Raw genomic sequence first — 18,674 nt, 5'->3', positions numbered from 1 at the left:
ATGATAATTAATAACGTTTTTTCAGCCAAAATTATAGCATTAAAAAAAGCAGTTGCGCGAATTTTTGCGCAACCGCTCTGTTTAATATTTTTATACGAACTTATTTATATTTTTAACTTACCGGAATTATAATAATTCTCCGCGAAATAATTTATAAAAAATAATATTTGATACTCTATTGCATTTTGCCAATAGGTAATATCGTGTCCGCCCGGGCGAACAATATAGTCGTGCGCTATGTTATTTTCTAAAAGTTTCTTGTGAAATTTGTTGTTTGTGTTAAAAACTAAAGTGTCGTTATATCCGCAGTCTATAATAATAGCCGGAAATATTTTTTGCGTTTTGCTAATTGTATTAAACAGCGAATACTGTTTCCAAAGTTTTTTATCTTTTCCTAAAACAGAACTGATATTAAAATCTTTGCGAGGGCTTGTGTCTATGGGAATTGACGGAAGGTTAATAAGTTCAAACGCTCCGCTTGCGCTGCCGGCGGCGCCAAAAATTTCAGGATGTAAAATTGCAGTTCTTATTGCTCCGTAACCGCCCATGCTAAACCCCGTTATGGCTCGCGCTGATTTGTTTTCGCCCGTCGCATAATGAGCGTCTATATATTTTACAAGCTCGCTTGAAATAAAAGTTTCATACCTTATAGATTTATCAATTGGACTGTCCAAATACCAATTATTTTCTCCGTAAGGACATACAAAAATTAAATTGTAACGGTCTGCAATACTTTGCAGTTTAGGCTGAATAATTGACCAAGATTTTTCATTTCCCGCATATCCGTGCAAAAGATAAATTACCGGACTGCCGACTTCCGTCAAATGCTCGTGAGAAATTACAAGCGTAGGAATTTCTTTATTCATAGCCTGACTTTTAATATTTACTGTTTCAACTTTCGCCGCAAAAGACGTAGCAACAAAAATTAAAAAACACACAAACAGCATTAATTTTTTAAGCATGAAATACTCCTGCAATGTTTTATTGATTAAGTAAACAACAGAGGATTTTAAGCGGTTTCAGAAGATAAGATGACATAAAAAAACTGCGGGGTTTGGATGATGTTCTACTCAATGATACCGACGCTATTTTAGAGTTTTCATATCTAACAGAACAGCTTGATACATTTTTTGAAGAAGTAGAAAAACCACCAATTGAAACATAATAACTAATCTCGAATGATAAATCAAAATCCTAAGCCCTTTAACGAGGTCTTTTTTTTATTTTTACACAAAAGAAACTTAACTGTTGAAAAATCAGAATTAGAAGCAATAGATACAAGTTTTTTAGATCATATTGTTATTGCAGATACAAGAGGAATACTTCTCTTTCAGAAAATACGGACTTATTTAAAGCATTGTACCCCTCAAAAAAGGAATTCCCAAGTCGTTTTGTAGTAACCTATTGGAAGATATTTATATATAATTTATTTTACTTCCAAGGATTAATAAATCCATGAAATATGTCTGGGAGTTGATTAGAGATTATTTTTTGAAAATCTATCAATAAAGCATTTGTTTGGCTTGCTTTTGCAAGAGACTGCGCCCTATATTCTGACGGTTTTATAGATTTATTTGTAGGTGGTGGAGGCGGAACAATAATAATTTTCTTATCTGCTCGTAATTCCTTTGCTCTTTTTACAACAGAAACAAAATCGCTATCGCCAGACAACAAAAAACACTTATCATATTTATCAAGAATAGTATCTTCTATTAAACGAATTGCTATATTAACATCAGACTCTTTTTCTTCATGTCTCTGCAAACATCCGTTTTGTGGGTTAGTACAATTATTGCATTTTTCATTACGATTACATTTGGTAATCTCTTTATATTTAAAATTTCCAAGAACTGCCTCAATATTTAGAAATCTCAACGCAGAAATAAATGTCTGATGTCTTTGAACAGAGTCAGTACCGCGAAAATGTGCCAAAGCAGAAAAATAGACTATTGTTGCATTAACTTTATCGTCGTTTTCTTTCAAAAATGATTCTACAAGAGAACGATAATTAATCCACTTAGTAGAACTTTTGAATTTTTTTTGATAATTATCCAATTTATGATAATAATTAAACCCGTCTATCAAAGCTAATATTCTATTACCCATGATTTTCCTCATAAAGAGGGAAAGCCTAACTTTCGTTAGGCTTTCCCGACCCTTAAAGAAGGGAGTGTATTGACAGTGTTAAGTATATACTTTTTAAGAAAAAATATCAAGTTTAAATTTGTATATTAAGTAATTTTTGTTATTAAAACATTTTCGTTAAAAGCTTTTATTTTCTCTTATTGCCCTTAGCTGAAATAGATTTTTAAGATGAGATTTGTGATTTTGAGGTTTTTAGGAGTTATATATGATACTGCCCGACCTGGACTCGAACCAGGAGACTCTTGCTCCAGAGGCAAGCGTGTTACCAATTACACCATCGGGCAACTTAAAACTACAAAGTGAAAAGCTAAAATAACGACAACGGCAATTGCAAATTAACTACAAAGACAGAAGCTGAAACAAGCTCAAGTTGACAAATTTATGACAACGGGAAGATTATACTAAAATTTAGGCGTTCTTTTCAATGAATGCTTTAAATGCCGACAAGAATTTTTCAAAGTATTTTTTTGATAAATCTTCCATAGCGCCGTCTTTAACATTTGCCGAAAAATTAAAATATATTTCGGGCTGCCACATAACTTTCATGTTTAGGAAAGATAATAATTGTTTCAGCTGCATTTGTGCGCCGAAAGCGCCTATTGCGCCCGGGCTTGCGCCAAGTATTGCCGCATATTTTCCCATCCACGCGCCTTTGCCTGTAGGGCGTGAAGCCCAGTCTATGGCATTTTTTAATACGCCCGGAATTTGCCTGTTGTATTCCGGAGTTATAAATAAAACTGCATTTGAATTTATTATTTGTTGTCTGAAATTTGCAACAGTTTCCGGCAGACTATCTTCTAAATCTTGAGAGAAAAACGGCAGCCCTGCAATATCAAAAGTTGAAAATTCAAAATCTTGCGGCGCAAGAGGTTTAATAAGTTCAAATAATTTTTTATTTATGGAGTTTTTAGATATTCCGCCGACAATAGCAAGGATTTTCATTTTCTAATCTCCTTTTGCTGCTTGGATATTACGCGACAGAGTAACGGCAACAACAAAATATCCCGCCGCCTTTGCGGCACCCCTTTTTGCAAAAAGGGAATAACTGCTTATTTATTTGCAATTGCCATTGTCGTTATTTTAACTTTTCACTTCCCACTTTTCACTTTGCCGCTATTAATGGCATCCGCAGTCTTTGGAATGTTTGTGTTCTTCTTTTTTTTCTTCAATTTTATTTTCGGGCTTTGCGGCTTCGTCGGCAAAATTTATTTGCAGGTCGGAAATTGTAGAGATAAGCATTTCTTCTTCTTTTTTATTTAAGTTGCCTTTTGTTTTATCGCGAAGCATAAGCAGCATATTTATTGTAGTTTGCGCGCCTTTTATATCTTTTGAAATTTTCCCGTCAACGGGGCTTGCGGTTTTCCCAAGCTGCTGCCACGCCGCAGATGCAAACATCATAAGCAGGTTAAAAAAATATACGTCAAAATCTAATTTTTGTTCTTCAGCCATTTTTGCCTCCGGTTTTAGATGATAAGATGTTATGATGATAAGTAACAACTTAAGAATTTATATCCGCATTACATAACAATTTTTTCTCAAAGAATTAATCATTCTTGATAAAGTATCTATATCTTTATATATCTCATTTAATCATCCCACCCTCTAAAAGAACTTTCCAATTGCCAAGGAAATTCTTTTTACCACTTCTTCTTTGCCCATAACTTCCATCATGTGAAAAAGGCTGGGGCCTTGGGTTCTGCCTGAAATTGCTACTCTTATGGGGTGAAAAACTTTGCCGGTGCCTATGCCTTTTTCTGCGGCTAAATCTCTGGCAAATTTTTCAAGAGCGTCGGCGGAAAAATCAGCCTGAATGGGAAGTTTTTGGGCGCTTTCTTTTAACACAACGCCCGCGGTTTCTTTAGATTTTTCAAAAACTTTTTTTACGGCTTCTTCCTGAAACTCAACGTCTTTTACAAAAAAGAAATCTACGAGACTGGGAATATCTTTCAATAATTTAATTTTTTCGTGTTCAAGAGTTATAGCTTTTTTGAGAAGCTCTATATTCCAGCCTTCAATAATTTTTTCATTGTTTGTATATTTCAGCCAATCTATAAAAAGGTTGAAAACTTCCGTGACGCTTTTCTCTCGGATTTTTTCGCCGTTAAGCCACAAAAGTTTCGCGGGGTCAAACGTTGACGGGCTTGTGCCGCAGCGATCTATTGAAAATTTTTCTTTAAGTTGCGCAATTGTAAAAATTTGTTGGCTGTCTTCGGTTGACCAGCCAAGCAGCGCCAAATAATTAAGCAGCGCTTCGGGAAGATAACCTTCGTTTCTGTATTCCAAAACAGACGTATGCCCGTGACGCTTTGAAAGCCTTGCGCCGTCGGGCCCAAGTATCATTGCCATATGCGCAAATTTTGGCATTTGCCAGCCAAGCGCATTATACAAATGAATTTGTCTTGGCGTGTTAGAGATGTGATCGTCGCCGCGCAAAACGTGCGTCATTTCCATTAAATAATCGTCAATAACGCATGCAAAATTATATGTGGGCACGCCGTTGGCTTTCATTATTACAAAATCGTCAAGAGTAGCGTTATCAAATTCCACGCTACCGCGAATTAAATCGTTAAGAATTATTTTTCCGTCGGAGGGCATTTTAAATCTTATTACGGCCGTTCTGCCTTCGGCTTCTTTTTGTTTTCTTTGTTCCGGCGTTAAATTTCTGCATTTGCCGTTATATTTCGGAGGAAGTTTTTGCGCCTGCGCGTCTTTGCGCATTTGGTCAACTTCCTCGGGAGTGCAATAACACGGATAGGCCAAACCTTTTGCGATAAGCTCATCGGCGTACTTTTGGTATATGCCGGCGGTTTTGCGTTTCATTTGATAATACGGCGCGTATTTTTCAGGCTCGTTGCCGGGACCTTCGTCCCAATTGAGCCCAAGCCATTTCATTGCGTCTAAAATAACCTGCACGGAAGCGTCCGTGGAACGCGCTTCGTCGGTATCTTCAATTCTTAAAATAAATTTTCCGCCTTTTGAAGCGAAAAGCCAATTAAACAAAGCGGTGCGGACTCCGCCTATATGCAAATCGCCCGTGGGCGAAGGCGCGAAACGAACTCTGATGTTAGTATCAGACATTTTCCCCTCTTTTGAACACTATGTTTTTAATATTTTAATTATACCATTTTTGCTTAAATTTTTTATACCCAGCAAATTAATTAATCGACACATCTAATAGCATTTTGATAACATTTCTTCGGAATAATTCCGTATCCCTTAAATATTATTATTTTAACAAGAAAATGAATTATGGAATAAAAAATGCAATCAAGATTTTTGAAGACAAAAAAATTCGTTCGGTTTGGAATGAGACTGAAGAAGAATGGTATTTTTTAGTAGTATATGTAATTGCCGTATTAACGGAAAGAGTAAGAGATGAAATTTATTACAAATATCAAAACGGAAAATATTTTTTTAATATCAGCGTATGTGATTTTGGCTCATACTCATACACATATAATTTAGCCAGAAGTCCTATCGTTGTAGAAATAGACAAGAACTCAAAGCATTTAAGTGCAAGGTTATAGATATGAAATAATGCCCTGCTTGGTTTATTTGAATAAAAGATGACAAAAAAGAGATTATTCTTGTATTTCTTTATGCAGATTGAAACAAAATAGACCTGATTGTTGGTCTTGACAAACATCAGGGATGCCTATATTGTAAGATTCTTTTTTTATCAATGGTCGTATAGAGTCCATATAGTTATTTACTTCTTTTATCTTATCAATATTTATTTTAGGATTCATTTTAACTATTTCTTTTAGATTCTTATTTAATTTCATATATATCCTTTTCAAATAAACAACCTTGTATGTATAAAATTAAGAGGTCTAGGATTAAACTGATTTAAATAATCAAGCATAAAATCTGTGTATTGTCTTATTACATTTTGCAAGTCCTTATCTTTTGAATAATCATCAATTTTCAACTTCATTTTTTCTAAATCATCTATCTTAATTGGTCTTGAATGCACCTTCCATTCTTTGTTATTGCCTAATTCTTTCGCTATTTGTTTTGCTCTTGATATTTTTTCAACAGCTGTTACTTTTACTCCATTTGAAGCATGAATGCTCCAATCTTTAAATTTATATTTAACTAGCCAATCTTCTAATAATTTTTCTGATAATTCTCTAGCCTGTCTACATTGATTTAGAAAAGCTAAATCTTGATTTTGCAATATAACAAATTCAGCATTTGTAAGAGTATTTTTCCTTGATTTGTCTAACAATAATTCTATTTCATCAAGATAACCATTTGCTGGCACATATTGCTTTTCTTTCATAGAAAAAATCTGCGGATCAATAGGCCCCAAGTTCGATGAATAATCCATGTATATTTTATCTCCCGACATACAAAAAATAGTACCAGCAGACATTGCATAATCTGGAATTATAAAATATACATTCTTATAAAAATGTCTTATTATATTGACAAATTTCTCAGCAGTTTCAGCACTTCCACCACCTGTAGTCAATAAAACAATAAGCGTATCTTTTGGATTCTTTTTGTGTTCCCTTGCTAACTCCTCAATACGAAGTCTAAATTTTGTTTCAACTGGCTGCGCTATAGCACCGAAATAAAAAAGAGCATCTGTTTTATCACTGGCAAAATGCTTTTCTATTCGTGTTAGATATGAATTTGCTAATTGTTTGATGTTAGTTGGGAAATCAGAAGCCATATAATCCTCTTATGATTATTTATTATACTATATTTTCTGTAATCTTCATACTTCCCGTATTTGTTTATGTCGCAGAGATATGTTTGACAAAAAAATCTCTCTTCTAAAACTATCTGATATTAATAAACTAACAACTACATATGACAATAAAAAAACAGCGGCTTACATTTATATCGCTACTTTATTATTTGATAGCGTTAATTTATTTAAATGTAACAGTCAGCTATTTCTACTGATGATGCGCCCTCAAGTCCGGAGTAGATTGTTTTGGCACTCCATTGATTTTTTCCAACCGGCTATTGTTTCTGTTGTATATTATTATCGTTCCCGTTATGCAACGGAGTAATTTCCGACTAGCTGGCGGGAATTTTTATTTTGTGTCCCGCATAATACAAGCTATCTTCTACAAAAGGCTCATCAACTCTAAATCCAACCTCTGCCTCATTTTTGTTATTAATAAATAATTTTATTCAACGGGTATTCAATAATGCCTTCAGCTCCGGAGCGTTTTAATGCGGGGATTATTTTTTTAACCGTTTTTTCTTCAAGTATAACTTCTAACGCAACCCAATCTGCGTCGGAAAGTTGGGAAATTGTAGGTTTTTTAAGCGCCGGAAGAACCGCGGTAACTTTATCTAACGCTTTTATAGGCACGTTCATTTTTAAACCGACCATTCCTTCAGCGGCCAAAGCGCCTTTTAAAAGAAGCGCAAGATTTTCAATTTTTTCTTTTTTCCATTTGTCGGCCAAAGCTTTTGCGTTGGTTATAAGTCTTGTGGTTGAAGTAAGAAGCTCTTCCACAATGCGAAGTTTATTTGCGCGAAGGGAAGAACCGGTTTCGGTAAGTTCAACTATCGCGTCCACAAGGGTGCCCGCTTTTGCTTCCGTTGCGCCCCATGAAAATTCTACGTCGGCTTTTACTTTATTTTTTGCAAAATATTTTTTTGTGTAGTTTATAAGCTCCGTGGCTACTCTTTTGCCCTGCAAATCTTTTATTGATTTTATTTTTGAAGCCTCTGGCACGCATAAAACCCAGCGCACCGGACGAAACCCCGATTTTGCGTAATTGAGCTCGCAAACTTCTTTAACTTTCGCGCCGCTTTCGCAAATCCAGTCGTAACCGGTAAGCCCTGCGTCAAAAAAACCTTCTTCAACGTATTTCCCAATTTCTTGAGAACGCACAAGCATTATTTCAAGTTCGCTGTCGTCTGACGACGGATAGTAAGAACGGGACGACACGTTTATTTTTATGCCGGCTTTTTTAAACAATTCAATTGTAGAATCTTGCAAACTTCCTTTAGGAAAACCTAATCTTAATTTTTTATCCATTTTGTGTCCTTTTTAATAAAATAATATGTTCGTAAACTTGAATTCAGGCGTTGTCTTCTCTTCACCGCAATAAGTCTCGCCGCAATGTCAAAAAGATGTTTCATGTCTTGCTTTTGCCAACTGAATATCTCGGCGCTCTGCATTACGCAATAGCAAATAAAAGTTTCTGACGTTTCTTAACTTCTTAACCTCTAAACTTCCTACCATCTGTCGTTGTGCAAACTTGCCGCTTTATCTTCCAATTCCAAAAACGGCGGAATGTAATTTTTAAACTCCGGCAATTTTTTATGCATTCCGGCAGAAATATTTTTGTAAATTAATGTCCCTTGAGAACCTTCCGAAGATGCAAGATTTTGCGTAAGCGTAGGAACGACAACGTTTACCGCAACTATAACCCAAATTAAAACGCCAAGCGCCGCCCCGCAAGTTTTATCTACAAGATTCATATAAAAAAATTGAACGAGTCTTAAAATAAAGCCGCCTGCAAGAATTACAAAAAGCGCGGCTATTAAAAAAACAAAATACGCGTTTACGCCTTCTTTATACGGATACATATTTGCCGCAAGCATTGCCGCAAACCCTGCAAGCGCGGCAAAAAAACTTCTGGTAAACCCCGCCTGCCAGCCAAGCCAAGCTACCAAAATAACGCTTACAATTAAAAATACGTCTATCAGTAAAGTCATATTTACACGGTTTTAATAACTATTCCGCTTGCCAATTTCGGATAAAAATAAGTTGACTTTTGCGGCATCATTTCATTGTTTAAACTTATAGCTTTCAAAGAAGCTACCGGAGTTGCGGGAACTATAATTGCGATTTTTTTTGTTTTCTGCGCCAAGTTTACGGCTTCTTTATCGCTTTTAACGTAAACAAATTCCGACGCGTCTATTTTAGGTATTAAAATATAATGCAGCGCGCTTACGGCTAAATTTCTGTAAGCTTTGCCTTTGTTAGGCATTGCTTTTTTAAGCAGCGCTTCTTTTTTTATTGTAAGCGTTCTGTATTTGCCGTCTTTAAACAACAGAAGCGGCTGTATTTCTTTTTTTGCAAACCTTGCAAAATCTTTTGCGGAATGAACGTCAAAATATTTTTCAATATTTTCTTCCAAATCCGCGGGCTCGGCAATTACTCTGTGGGTAGGCCAAATTGAAATTCCGGGATCTTCCATTGGGCACAAATACGCAAGCACATAATTATAATCTTTATTCGGAGAATATTTTTTATCTTTGGCTTTTCTTTCCTGACTGTAGTTCCACGCGGTTTCGTATCTGTGATGTCCGTCGGCTATAAACATTTTTTTGCTTGAAAGATATTTTTCCACCGACTCTAAAACATCTTCATCGGTAACAACCCACAATTTGTGAAATGTGCCTTCGGTGTCTTTGGCTACGGCGCTTGGAGATTTTCTTGCAATATTTACGCAGAGTTTTACTATAGTGTTTTTTTCGTCGTCAAACAAGCCGAATATAGGGCTTACGTTCGCTTTTACGGCTTTTAAAAGTTTTAGTCTGTCGGCTTTCGGACCGGCAAGAGTTTTCTCGTGAGGCTTTACGGAACCTTTTCCGGAGTGGGGGTTATCAAGTTTTAACGCTCCGAAAAAACCCCTTCTTGTCATTTTTATTCCGTGATCTTCAAAAATCTGTTCGTAAAAATAATACGCCGGTTTAGAATCTCTTACAAGAACGCCTTCGGCAATCCACTGTTTAAAAATATCTGCGGCGTGGGCGTATTTATTTTTTTTACCCTTCGGGTCTGAAAGTTCTATATTAATAATATTGTAAGGAGAAAGTTTTTTAAGCCTTTCTTTTTCCTGCGAACTTATTACGTCGTAAGGCGGACATATAAAGTTTGTTATGGTTTCCTTGGAATATCTTACTGCGTTAAACGGTTTTACTTCTGCCATGATAAAAACCCTCCGAAATTTAGAGCCTGAAAAGCAGATTTGATTTTACCTAAATATTCTCTCGTTGTCAAAACAAAAAAAATCTTGTAAAATCAGAATAAACAATGAAAAGAAATCCTCGTTTTTATTTTATTTTTGCCGCTGTTATTGCGTCTGTAATTTTTGCGGTTACTTTCAAGAAAGTTTTAAACCTTGAATACGCTTTGGCGCCCGCAAAATATGCTGCGGACATTGAAAAAATAGAAATACTGCCCGGAGACGTTTTAGCGTTAACTTTAGAAAAAACCCGCCTTTCAAAACAAGATTCCGACGAGATACTTAAAGAGTTAAAGAAAATTTTGAATTTTAAAAACATAAGACCCGGCGATTTTTACGAAATTGTTTACCACTCAAACGGCGCGTGGAGCGACTTTTGGTATTATCCGCAAGGCGCGGATTTTTACTCCGTTTCGAAATCCGCAGACGGCAAAATAACTTCCTCAAAAGAAAAGCTGCCGTCCCGGCGCGAAAAAGTAACCGTTGCCGGAACTATAAAATCTTCCCTTTGGGAATCGCTGTCTGCAAAAAATGTTCCCGCCGACGTTATTTTGCAATTTGCCGATATTTTTGCCTGGCAAATGGACTTTTTAACCGACACAAGAGAAGGCGACCAATTTAAAGTAAGCTACGAAATTGAAATTGCCGGCAAAAAAAACATAAAAACAGGCTCTAATGTTTTAGCCGCAGAGTATAAAACCGGCTCAAAAACTTACGACGCGTTTTACTACAAACCCGCGCGGGAATACGCCGGATATTTTGACAAAGACGGCAAAGCCGTTAAAAGCGCGTTTTTAAAAGCTCCGCTGCAATTTAGAAGAATAAGCTCTTACTTTACAACTTCAAGAATGCACCCTGTTTTAAAATACGTCCGCCCGCATTTAGGCATAGATTACGCGGCGCCCGAGGGCACGCCCGTTTCGTCAATAGGCGACGGAGTTGTAACTTTTGCCGCTTATAAAGGACAAAACGGAAATCTTGTAATTGTGCGCCACCCAAACGGATATGAAACTACTTACGGACATCTTTCAAAATTTGGAAAAGGAATACGCAAAGGAGTGCGCGTCCGTCAGGGACAAATTATAGGTTACGTGGGAGCCACCGGGCTTGCAACCGGTCCGCATTTAGATTTTAGAATTAAAAGAAACGGACAATTTTTTAATTATTTAACCATGAAACAGCTTCCGGCAACAACGCTGTCGGGCGCAAATAAAACTGCATTTTTGGAATACATAAAACCTTTCTTGGAAACGTTTGGGAAAGATAAAGCGGAAAGTGAAAAGTAAGAAATTTGCCGCGCTGTAGGGGCAAAGTCCCGAAAGCGGATAAAAGCAAAAAACCGTTTTTACTTTTGAATTCTTATCGCCGTAAGTTGAACGGGTTTTGATGAGAGCACTGCGCTTTTGGTTTTTGAGGTTTGATTTAAGAAGTCCGTTATCTCTTTATTTTGCGACACAGACACCGCTTGATATCCCCAGTTTTCCGGATTTCCTCTTAAATATCTGTTTGGAATTGAAAAGTAAGAGCCGGTTACGTTAATTTCGCTTACAAGCGCGGCGCCTTCGGCGGAATGTCTGTATAATAAAGCTTTATTTTTTGTAATTCTTACCGCATACTCCCAGCCGGAATCTGAAGTTAAAAATCCGGGCGCGCCCGCAAGCATAGACGTAGAACCTGCCCAGTCTAAATTATTCATATCTATATATAGGTCTATAAAATCTACTTTTTCTCCCCATGCGGCGGCAACGTCAACTCTTATTGACTCCCCCGAATTATACACGGCTATACCATATATATATCCTTCGTTTGTTATTGAAACGCCGCCGGAAATCTGTTTTATTTGAGAAGCGTTACTGCCCGCATCGGCAAAAGAAGAAGTTTGGGAAGAAGCTTCATCGGGTATCGGGTATCCGAGAAGTCTGAATATATTATTGTATGCGGCGTCAAACATTCTAACGCTTGAAACCGCGTTAGAGGCAATGCCGTTTAGCAAATCAAACCCGCACAAATAGCCAAGTTCGCTTTGCGCATTTTTGTAAGAGAGTTCGTCAAATGAAGACGAACCTCTGTATTTGTTAATATACCCAGCGGCGGCATAAAGTTTATTTAAAACGTTTTCGTTTGCCGAAGATTCTTCGCTGAAAGAAACGGATTTTTTTACCGGAATTAAATCTTTTGCGACAGTTGACACGTATAAAGGAACCGCAGGTTTTATATACAAGCTTTTTTCAAACAAATCTATAAGATACTTCATAAGCGCGGCGTTTGAAAGGTGTTTTTTTGTAAGCAGCACAGGTATAATGTTTCCCGTTTTTGCCGCAAGCCACGGCATAACGTCTTTTTGCGCAGTAGGAAAATTGTCGTATATTACAAACGCATTGATGCCGTCCGACAAAAAAGCTCCCGTTAAACTGTCGGGAGCATTTTGCACGTTTACCCACGAAAGTTTAGCGCCCGCAAAATACGACAAAATTTCTTTTGACACTTCTCCTGATTTTAAAAAAGCTCCGAAACTTTCTCTGTTTGCCGAATTTGCAAACTCTTTTAAATTACCGGAAACATAATCCCCAAAACCAGACGCTTTTAAATTTTTCGCTCCGCTCATTTTATAGACTTGCGCCAAAACCGGAAAAATAGGCTCCGGATTAAAAACAAGCGAAAGTTCCGCCTTGCCGCTTGAGGCAAGCTCGTCCAAGTTGTCCGGAATTTTTTCTCCGGCTGCTATAGGAACAACTATGCAAAATCTTTTTGAAGAAAGAATTTTCTCAACGGCGCCTGCGGGAATATCCGAAGTTTCCGAAAAGAAAATTATATATCTTTCGCCGGCGCAAAACGCTGCGGCGCAAAATGTAAAAATTACACATAACGACAACAATATTTTTTTCATATCTTAATAATTATACACAATTTATTTCTATTTGACAAAAAGAGTAAATTTCATTAGAATGAGTTCAACATGAAATTTAAATTTACGCTGATTTTACTTTTTATTTTATCTTTTACTTCCGCGGCAAAAACTACTTTTGCGGCACAGCAAAACGTTACCATTTTAGAAGAACCCGCCGCAGAACAAAGCGTTACGGAAACTCTTGCGGAAGAAGTTTTAAAAAATCTTCAGCCGACCGCGCAAAAAAAACACGTCAGAGGAATTCATCTTTCCGCTTTTATTTCCGGTCCGGAAAAACACAGAAAAGCGGTTATAGAACTTTTCAACTCTACCGAACTTAACACAGCCGTAATAGACATAAAAGAAATTGACGGAAAAATTTACATAGACGGCGTTGAAACCGCGGACGCAAACGGCGCGTATTTCAGAGCCATTCCAAACGCCGCGCAATACATTCAAAAACTTAAAGAAAACGGAGTTTACACCGTAGCAAGAGTTGTAGCTTTCAGAGACAACACTATGGCGCGCAAAAAACCGTCAATGGCCGTAAAAAATCCCGACGGTTCTTTATGGACGGACAGAAAAAACATAACGTGGCTTGACCCTTACAACAAAGAAGCGCGCGACTATATTTTAGAAGTTTCAACAAGAGCCGCGCAAATGGGTTTTGACGAGATACAATTTGACTACATACGCTTCCCTTCCGACGGAAATATTAAAAATTGCAGATACTCCAACCCCGACCATTCCGCCGCTGCCGCATCTAAAGCTATTGTGGATTTCTTAAAAGAAGCCGCGCGCGTTCTGCACGAGCAAGGCGTAAAAGTTTCCATAGACGTTTTCGGCGCAACCACAACTTCCGACGGAGATATGGGCATAGGACAGAAAATAGTAGAAATGACCGAACATATAGATTACGTAAGCCCCATGATTTACCCGTCGCACTATTACAAAGGAGATCTTGGGGTAGCAAACCCTAACAAATCTCCTTACACAATTGTTTATTTAGCCGTTAAGAGCGCTCTTAAAACAAAAAAAATTCCGCCTGAAAAATTTCGTCCGTGGCTGCAGGACTTTTCTCTTTACGGCGTCCGATACGGCGCCAAAGAAGTGCGCGCGCAAATACAGGCGTGCTATGACAACGAAATAGGCGACTGGCTTTTGTGGAATCCCGCATGCGCTTACACAAGAAGCGCGCTTGAACCGAACGAAGCCGAAGATTATTACGATAAAAACGATACCGACGAAATTCAAAATTTAATGATTGCCGAAACCGGCAAAAATTTTCTAAAAATGCCTATTGTTTCAAGCTCCTCAACAACAGCGCTTGCTCAAGAACAAATTATAACGGAACTTGAAATACCCGACGAAGAATAAAAACCCCAAAAAAAACCGAGTTTGAGCATAAAACAAAAACCCCTCTTTAGCTTAAGAGGGGTTTTTACGTTGACTATAGCAAACCTTTATGATAAAATTCTTTATATTATCAACGAATTTCAGGTAAAAAAATGCTAAATACACAAACAAAATTATACGCCGTTTTAGGATTTCCGATAAAGCACTCTTTTTCTCCGCAAATGCATAATGCGTGGTTTGAGCGGGAAAATTTAAATTGCGCCTACCTCTCTTTTGAAACATCGCCGCAAAATTTTAAGAAAACAGTTTCAGCTTTAAAAACTCTCGGCTTTTACGGATTTAATATTACAATTCCGCACAAAACAGCAATAATGCAACTTGTAGATTTTACCGACAAAGCGGCAAAACTTATAGGAGCCGTAAATACCGTAGCGTTAAAAAACGGAAAACTTTACGGATACAACACGGATTATTCCGGATTTCTTGCCGACTTACTTTCTAACGATATAAAAATAAAAAATAAAAATATCCTAATTTACGGCGCCGGCGGAGCGGCAAAAGCGGTTGCTTATGCGCTTTCGTTAAGCGGCGCAAAAAATGTTTTTATAACAAACAGAACTCACAAAACCGCAGAAAAACTTGCCGATATTTTTAAAATAAAAGCGATTGCGGCGGCAAACATTCAAAACGCGCTTACCGACGCGGATTTAATTGTAAACGCTTCGGCGTGCGGAATGAAAAAAAACGACGTTTTGCCGTTTAACGCCGAAAAAATAAAACCCGCGGCAATAATTTACGATTTAATTTACAATAAAAACACGCCTTTTGCCAAACTTGCGAAAGAAAAAAAATTAAAATATTTTACCGGAGACGGAATGCTTGTAAATCAAGGCGCGCAGGCATTTAAAATTTGGACGGGCATATATCCGAACGCAAAATCAGCCCTAAAACTTCTTAAAAAATGGACGAGGTAGCTTTATGATTTGGTTTTTCAGAATTTGTTTAATTTTAGCCGGACCTATTATTGCTTATTTAAAATTCAACCCTACGTTAGAAACAGCCGCAGCGGGGCTTGGCGCGGCTCTTGTTTTAGTTTTTGCCGAATATTTTTTAGAAAGAATATTTTGTAAAAAAACAAAAACCAATTTTGCAATTTTGGACGCGTCGGCGCTTTCCGACGCAAGAATTTACTATGCGGCAAAAACAAGGTTTCTGTCTTTTAACTACATAATTGCAGGTTTTGTAATTTCGCAATTAAAAACTCTTGAAGCCTCTCGCGATTTAGCCGTTAAAAATTCGGCAAGAAGAGGTTTAAATACAGCTGAAAAATTTCAGAAAGACGAATTTATTAAAACTAAAACGTTTGCTAAATCTTATAAAAATCTTGAAAATTCCGACGCAAAACTTATTGAAGCGGCAAAAAATTTAAACGCGCTGATAATAACCGCAGACTTCAGCCTTACAAGAGCGGCAGCCGCGGCGCAGGTTGCGGTTTTAAATATTAACGATTTAGCTTCATCGCTTTCAAAAATATATCTTCCGGGCGAAAACTTAACAATATATCTTGCAAAAGAAGGTTCTCAGCACAATCAGGCGGCGGGATATTTAAACGACGGAACTTTGGTTGTGGCGGAAGACGGCAAAAAGTTTATCGGCAAAAGAGTTACTCTTAAAGTTACTTCGGTAGTGCAAACTTCTTCCGGAAAAATGATTTTTGGAAAAGTTGAAACCGAAATTCTTCAAAACAAACATAGTCACCACAAATTTCAGGGACACACGGAACACAGATGAAAGCGACGGCAATAATAGTGGCCGGCGGATCGGGAAAAAGATTCGGTTCAAAAACTCCAAAACAGTTTTTGTCCCTTTGCGGCAAACCTGTGTTTTTATGGAGCGCCGAAACATTCGCCTCTTCAAAAGTTTTCAAACGGATAATAATTGTTGTGCCTGAAAATAAAATTACAGCGTTAAAAAAGAAATATAAAGATTATTTTTTTGTTTCCGGCGGAAAAGAAAGATTTGACTCCGTTAGAAACGGGCTTGCTTGCGTTGAAAAAGATACTAACTACGTTGCGGTTCACGACGCCGCAAGACCTTTAATAAATAAAGCCGACATCCTTGCCGTTTTAAAGAAAGCAAAAAAAACAAAAGCGGCGATAGCCGTTGAAAAAACTAAAGATACGATAAAAACCGTTAAAAGCGGTTTTGTAGATAAAACTTTAGACAGATCGGTTTTATATAACGTTCAAACTCCGCAAATTTTTCAAGCCGCGCTGCTGAAAAAAGTTTATTCAAAAAAAATTGCGCCTAACACTACCGACGATTCCATGCTTGTAGAAAAATCAGGCGTGAAAGTTGCGGTTGTGCAAACAAAGTTTCCAAACTTTAAAATAACGGCCAAACACGATTTTGAAGCGGCAGAAAAGATACTTACGCGATAAGGAATAAAAATGTATATAGGCTTCGGGTATGACGTTCATAAATTTAAAAAGGGTAGAAAATTATTTTTGGGCGGCGTTGAAATTGCCGCCCCTAAAGGTCTTGACGGACACAGCGACGCCGACGTTTTAATTCACGCGTTAATGGACGCTCTTTTGGGCGCAGCAGGGCTTAACGACATAGGACACTTTTTCCCTAACAACGACCCGCAATACAAAAACATTTCAAGCTTAAAACTTTTAGAAACAGTTTGCAAAGAATTAAAGAATCTCAAATTCAAAATTAACAATGCCGATATTACGGTAATAGCGCAAGAACCGAAAATTTACCCTCATATAGACAAAATGAAAATCAATATCTCAAAGGCTTTAAAACTAAACAAGGCAAGAATTGCAATAAAAGCCACTACAAACGAAAAAATGGGTTTTATAGGACGCGGCGAAGGCATAGCCGCCCTTGCCGTCGTAACAATTAAAAAATAATGCGGAAATTAAAATGATAAAAATTTCAAATACTTTAACCGGCAAAAAAGAAGAGTTTAAACCTCAAAAAGCAAACCAAGTTTCAATGTATGTTTGCGGCGTAACCCCTTACGACAGCGTCCATTTGGGGCATGCGCGCGCTTACGTTGTGTTTGACATTATTAAAAGACATCTTCTTAAAAGAGGTTTTGAAGTTAAGCATGTTCAAAATTTTACCGACGTTGACGACAAAATCATTAAAAAATCCATTGAAAAAAATACAACGCCTTCCGATATTGCAAACACTTATATAGAAGATTATTTCACGCAAACCGATAAACTAAATATAAAAAAAGCCGCAATCTATCCGCGCGTTACGGAGATGATTGCACAAATTATATCTTTTGTAAAAACGCTTATAGACAAAGGTTTTGCTTACGAAAAAGACGGCGACGTTTATTTTAGCGTTAAAAAATTTGCCGGTTACGGAAAACTTTCCAAAAGAAATTTAGAAGATATGCGTTCCGGCGCAAGAGTTGGCGTTAATGAAGAAAAAGCGAACGCTTTTGATTTTGCTTTATGGAAAAAATCCAAAGAAGGCGAACCCGCTGAAGTTTCATGGGAAAGTCCGTGGGGCAAAGGCCGCCCGGGCTGGCATATAGAATGTTCCGTTATGTCGTCGCAACTGCTTGGCGACACAATAGACATACACGGCGGCGGACAAGATTTAATTTTCCCTCACCACGAAAATGAAATTGCCCAAAGCGAAGCCGCAACAGGCAAACCTTTTGTAAACTATTGGGTTCATAACGGTTTTGTGACAATTAATAAAGAAAAAATGTCTAAATCGTTAAATAATTTTTTTACGCTGAAAGAAATTTTTGAAAAATACGACCCGCGCGTTGTAAGATATTATCTTCTTACCCAGCATTACAAAAGCCCTCTTGATTTTTCGGACGACGGATTAAACGCCGCAAAGAAAACGCTTCAGGGTTTAGACGACGCTTATTTAAGGCTTTCGTCTTTGGCAAAGGCAAGCGCTTCCGACATTACCGAAGCAGATCTTATGGCCATTAAAGAAAAATTTTTAGAAGTTTTAGACGACGATTTTAATTCGGAAAAAGCTTTGTCGTATCTGCATGAAGTAAAAAATTTAATTTTAAACGAACTTTTCAAAGCAGACCCGCTAAGACTTGCGCAGTTAAAAAAACTTTTTGAAGAGATGTCTGAAGAGTCTCTGGGCATAACGCTTGCGGAAAATAAAATTTCCGATAAAAATCTTGAAGAGTTTTTAAAACAAAGAAACGCTGCGCGCTCAGCCAAAAACTGGGCAGAAGCAGACAGACTTAGAAAATTAATAGACGAAAAAGGCTACAAAATAGTAGATAATCCCGACGGCACATCCGTACTGACAAAAAAAATATAACTAAATTACTA

At 37.4% G+C, this 18,674-nt stretch carries 18 protein-coding genes and 1 tRNA gene; 8 read left to right on the top strand and 11 right to left on the bottom strand.

Annotated elements, in window-relative coordinates; translation table 11 throughout:
* Positions 1–104: 104 nt before the first annotated feature.
* The 6 genes from Epro_RS06395 to gltX form a co-directional block, all read right to left on the bottom strand.
* A complete protein-coding gene (locus Epro_RS06395) occupies positions 105–962 on the bottom strand; it encodes an alpha/beta hydrolase (RefSeq protein WP_052571327.1) in 858 nt (285 codons plus the stop codon).
* Positions 963–1,431: 469 nt separating this feature from the next.
* Positions 1,432–2,106 carry an NYN domain-containing protein gene (locus tag Epro_RS06390; RefSeq protein WP_052571325.1) on the bottom strand — a complete coding sequence of 225 codons (675 nt, stop codon included), beginning with the start codon at positions 2,104–2,106 and terminating at the stop codon, positions 1,432–1,434.
* 250 nt (positions 2,107–2,356) lie between these two features.
* Positions 2,357–2,429, bottom strand: a tRNA-Gln gene (locus Epro_RS06385).
* A gap of 124 nt (positions 2,430–2,553) precedes the next feature.
* A complete protein-coding gene (locus Epro_RS06380) occupies positions 2,554–3,087 on the bottom strand; it encodes an NADPH-dependent FMN reductase (protein ID WP_052571323.1) in 534 nt (177 codons plus the stop codon).
* A 174-nt stretch (positions 3,088–3,261) separates the two neighbouring features.
* The gene (locus Epro_RS06375; protein WP_052571322.1) at positions 3,262–3,594 is read right to left on the bottom strand and encodes a DUF1844 domain-containing protein; all 333 of its coding nucleotides are present in this window, start codon (positions 3,592–3,594) and stop codon (positions 3,262–3,264) included.
* Between the two features lie 153 nt (positions 3,595–3,747).
* A complete protein-coding gene (gene gltX, locus Epro_RS06370) occupies positions 3,748–5,223 on the bottom strand; it encodes a glutamate--tRNA ligase (protein ID WP_052571321.1) in 1,476 nt (491 codons plus the stop codon).
* 164 nt (positions 5,224–5,387) lie between these two features.
* Here gltX and Epro_RS06365 point away from each other — a divergent pair, with 164 nt between their 5' ends.
* A complete protein-coding gene (locus Epro_RS06365) occupies positions 5,388–5,672 on the top strand; it encodes a hypothetical protein (RefSeq protein ID WP_052571319.1) in 285 nt (94 codons plus the stop codon).
* A 269-nt stretch (positions 5,673–5,941) separates the two neighbouring features.
* Here Epro_RS06365 and Epro_RS06355 read toward each other — a convergent pair whose 3' ends face one another.
* From Epro_RS06355 to Epro_RS06335, 4 genes are all read right to left on the bottom strand, one after another.
* Positions 5,942–6,826 (bottom strand): SDH family Clp fold serine proteinase, encoded by an 885-nt coding sequence (locus Epro_RS06355; RefSeq protein WP_052571316.1) that lies wholly within the window; start codon positions 6,824–6,826, stop codon positions 5,942–5,944.
* A 453-nt stretch (positions 6,827–7,279) separates the two neighbouring features.
* Entirely contained in the window at positions 7,280–8,155 is an 876-nt protein-coding gene (gene hisG, locus Epro_RS06345; protein WP_052571312.1) for an ATP phosphoribosyltransferase, read from the bottom strand.
* A 200-nt stretch (positions 8,156–8,355) separates the two neighbouring features.
* Positions 8,356–8,838, bottom strand: coding sequence for a hypothetical protein (locus Epro_RS06340; protein ID WP_052571311.1), 483 nt, complete (start codon positions 8,836–8,838; stop codon positions 8,356–8,358).
* Between the two features lie 2 nt (positions 8,839–8,840).
* Positions 8,841–10,058, bottom strand: coding sequence for a DUF1015 domain-containing protein (locus Epro_RS06335; RefSeq protein WP_052571309.1), 1,218 nt, complete (start codon positions 10,056–10,058; stop codon positions 8,841–8,843).
* A 104-nt stretch (positions 10,059–10,162) separates the two neighbouring features.
* Here Epro_RS06335 and Epro_RS06330 point away from each other — a divergent pair, with 104 nt between their 5' ends.
* Positions 10,163–11,380 (top strand): peptidoglycan DD-metalloendopeptidase family protein, encoded by a 1,218-nt coding sequence (locus tag Epro_RS06330; RefSeq protein WP_052571307.1) that lies wholly within the window; start codon positions 10,163–10,165, stop codon positions 11,378–11,380.
* Positions 11,381–11,439: 59 nt separating this feature from the next.
* Here the strand turns inward: Epro_RS06330 and Epro_RS06325 are convergent, their stop codons facing one another.
* Positions 11,440–12,981 carry a DOMON domain-containing protein gene (locus Epro_RS06325; protein ID WP_052571305.1) on the bottom strand — a complete coding sequence of 514 codons (1,542 nt, stop codon included), beginning with the start codon at positions 12,979–12,981 and terminating at the stop codon, positions 11,440–11,442.
* A gap of 69 nt (positions 12,982–13,050) precedes the next feature.
* On the opposite strand from Epro_RS06325, the gene Epro_RS06320 reads away from it, so the two are divergent.
* The 6 genes from Epro_RS06320 (at position 13,051) to cysS (ending at position 18,663) form a co-directional block, all read left to right on the top strand.
* Complete coding sequence (locus Epro_RS06320) at positions 13,051–14,358, top strand: putative glycoside hydrolase (RefSeq protein WP_052571303.1); 1,308 nt, start codon at positions 13,051–13,053, stop codon at positions 14,356–14,358.
* A gap of 131 nt (positions 14,359–14,489) precedes the next feature.
* Positions 14,490–15,311, top strand: coding sequence for a shikimate dehydrogenase (gene aroE / locus Epro_RS06315; RefSeq protein ID WP_052571301.1), 822 nt, complete (start codon positions 14,490–14,492; stop codon positions 15,309–15,311).
* A gap of 4 nt (positions 15,312–15,315) precedes the next feature.
* Positions 15,316–16,128, top strand: coding sequence for a hypothetical protein (locus Epro_RS06310; protein ID WP_052571299.1), 813 nt, complete (start codon positions 15,316–15,318; stop codon positions 16,126–16,128).
* Complete coding sequence (gene ispD / locus Epro_RS06305) at positions 16,125–16,778, top strand: 2-C-methyl-D-erythritol 4-phosphate cytidylyltransferase (protein WP_052571297.1); 654 nt, start codon at positions 16,125–16,127, stop codon at positions 16,776–16,778. The genes Epro_RS06310 and ispD overlap by 4 nt, the downstream gene beginning before the upstream one ends.
* A gap of 9 nt (positions 16,779–16,787) precedes the next feature.
* The gene (gene ispF / locus Epro_RS06300; RefSeq protein WP_052571295.1) at positions 16,788–17,258 is read left to right on the top strand and encodes a 2-C-methyl-D-erythritol 2,4-cyclodiphosphate synthase; all 471 of its coding nucleotides are present in this window, start codon (positions 16,788–16,790) and stop codon (positions 17,256–17,258) included.
* A 13-nt stretch (positions 17,259–17,271) separates the two neighbouring features.
* Positions 17,272–18,663 (top strand): cysteine--tRNA ligase, encoded by a 1,392-nt coding sequence (gene cysS / locus Epro_RS06295; protein ID WP_052571293.1) that lies wholly within the window; start codon positions 17,272–17,274, stop codon positions 18,661–18,663.
* Positions 18,664–18,674 lie beyond the last annotated feature (11 nt).

It is taken from the genome of Endomicrobium proavitum (assembly GCF_001027545.1).
Taxonomy (GTDB): domain Bacteria; phylum Elusimicrobiota; class Endomicrobiia; order Endomicrobiales; family Endomicrobiaceae; genus Endomicrobium; species Endomicrobium proavitum.
This window is presented reverse-complemented; position numbering and strand designations above follow the sequence as displayed.

Bases quoted from the DNA above. Each gene is read 5' to 3' on its own strand.
- Epro_RS06380 (WP_052571323.1), bottom strand. From the start codon at position 3,087: ATGAAAATCCTTGCTATTGTCGGCGGAATATCTAAAAACTCCATAAAT.
- Epro_RS06355 (WP_052571316.1), bottom strand. From the start codon at position 6,826: ATGGCTTCTGATTTCCCAACTAACATCAAACAATTAGCAAATTCATAT.
- ispF (WP_052571295.1), top strand. From the start codon at position 16,788: ATGTATATAGGCTTCGGGTATGACGTTCATAAATTTAAAAAGGGTAGA.
- Epro_RS06395 (WP_052571327.1), bottom strand. From the start codon at position 962: ATGCTTAAAAAATTAATGCTGTTTGTGTGTTTTTTAATTTTTGTTGCT.
- gltX (WP_052571321.1), bottom strand. From the start codon at position 5,223: ATGTCTGATACTAACATCAGAGTTCGTTTCGCGCCTTCGCCCACGGGC.
- Epro_RS06390 (WP_052571325.1), bottom strand. From the start codon at position 2,106: ATGGGTAATAGAATATTAGCTTTGATAGACGGGTTTAATTATTATCAT.
- Epro_RS06335 (WP_052571309.1), bottom strand. From the start codon at position 10,058: ATGGCAGAAGTAAAACCGTTTAACGCAGTAAGATATTCCAAGGAAACC.
- Epro_RS06365 (WP_052571319.1), top strand. From the start codon at position 5,388: ATGAATTATGGAATAAAAAATGCAATCAAGATTTTTGAAGACAAAAAA.
- cysS (WP_052571293.1), top strand. From the start codon at position 17,272: ATGATAAAAATTTCAAATACTTTAACCGGCAAAAAAGAAGAGTTTAAA.
- Epro_RS06330 (WP_052571307.1), top strand. From the start codon at position 10,163: ATGAAAAGAAATCCTCGTTTTTATTTTATTTTTGCCGCTGTTATTGCG.
- hisG (WP_052571312.1), bottom strand. From the start codon at position 8,155: ATGGATAAAAAATTAAGATTAGGTTTTCCTAAAGGAAGTTTGCAAGAT.
- ispD (WP_052571297.1), top strand. From the start codon at position 16,125: ATGAAAGCGACGGCAATAATAGTGGCCGGCGGATCGGGAAAAAGATTC.
- Epro_RS06320 (WP_052571303.1), top strand. From the start codon at position 13,051: ATGAAATTTAAATTTACGCTGATTTTACTTTTTATTTTATCTTTTACT.
- Epro_RS06375 (WP_052571322.1), bottom strand. From the start codon at position 3,594: ATGGCTGAAGAACAAAAATTAGATTTTGACGTATATTTTTTTAACCTG.
- Epro_RS06325 (WP_052571305.1), bottom strand. From the start codon at position 12,981: ATGAAAAAAATATTGTTGTCGTTATGTGTAATTTTTACATTTTGCGCC.
- Epro_RS06340 (WP_052571311.1), bottom strand. From the start codon at position 8,838: ATGACTTTACTGATAGACGTATTTTTAATTGTAAGCGTTATTTTGGTA.
- aroE (WP_052571301.1), top strand. From the start codon at position 14,490: ATGCTAAATACACAAACAAAATTATACGCCGTTTTAGGATTTCCGATA.
- Epro_RS06310 (WP_052571299.1), top strand. From the start codon at position 15,316: ATGATTTGGTTTTTCAGAATTTGTTTAATTTTAGCCGGACCTATTATT.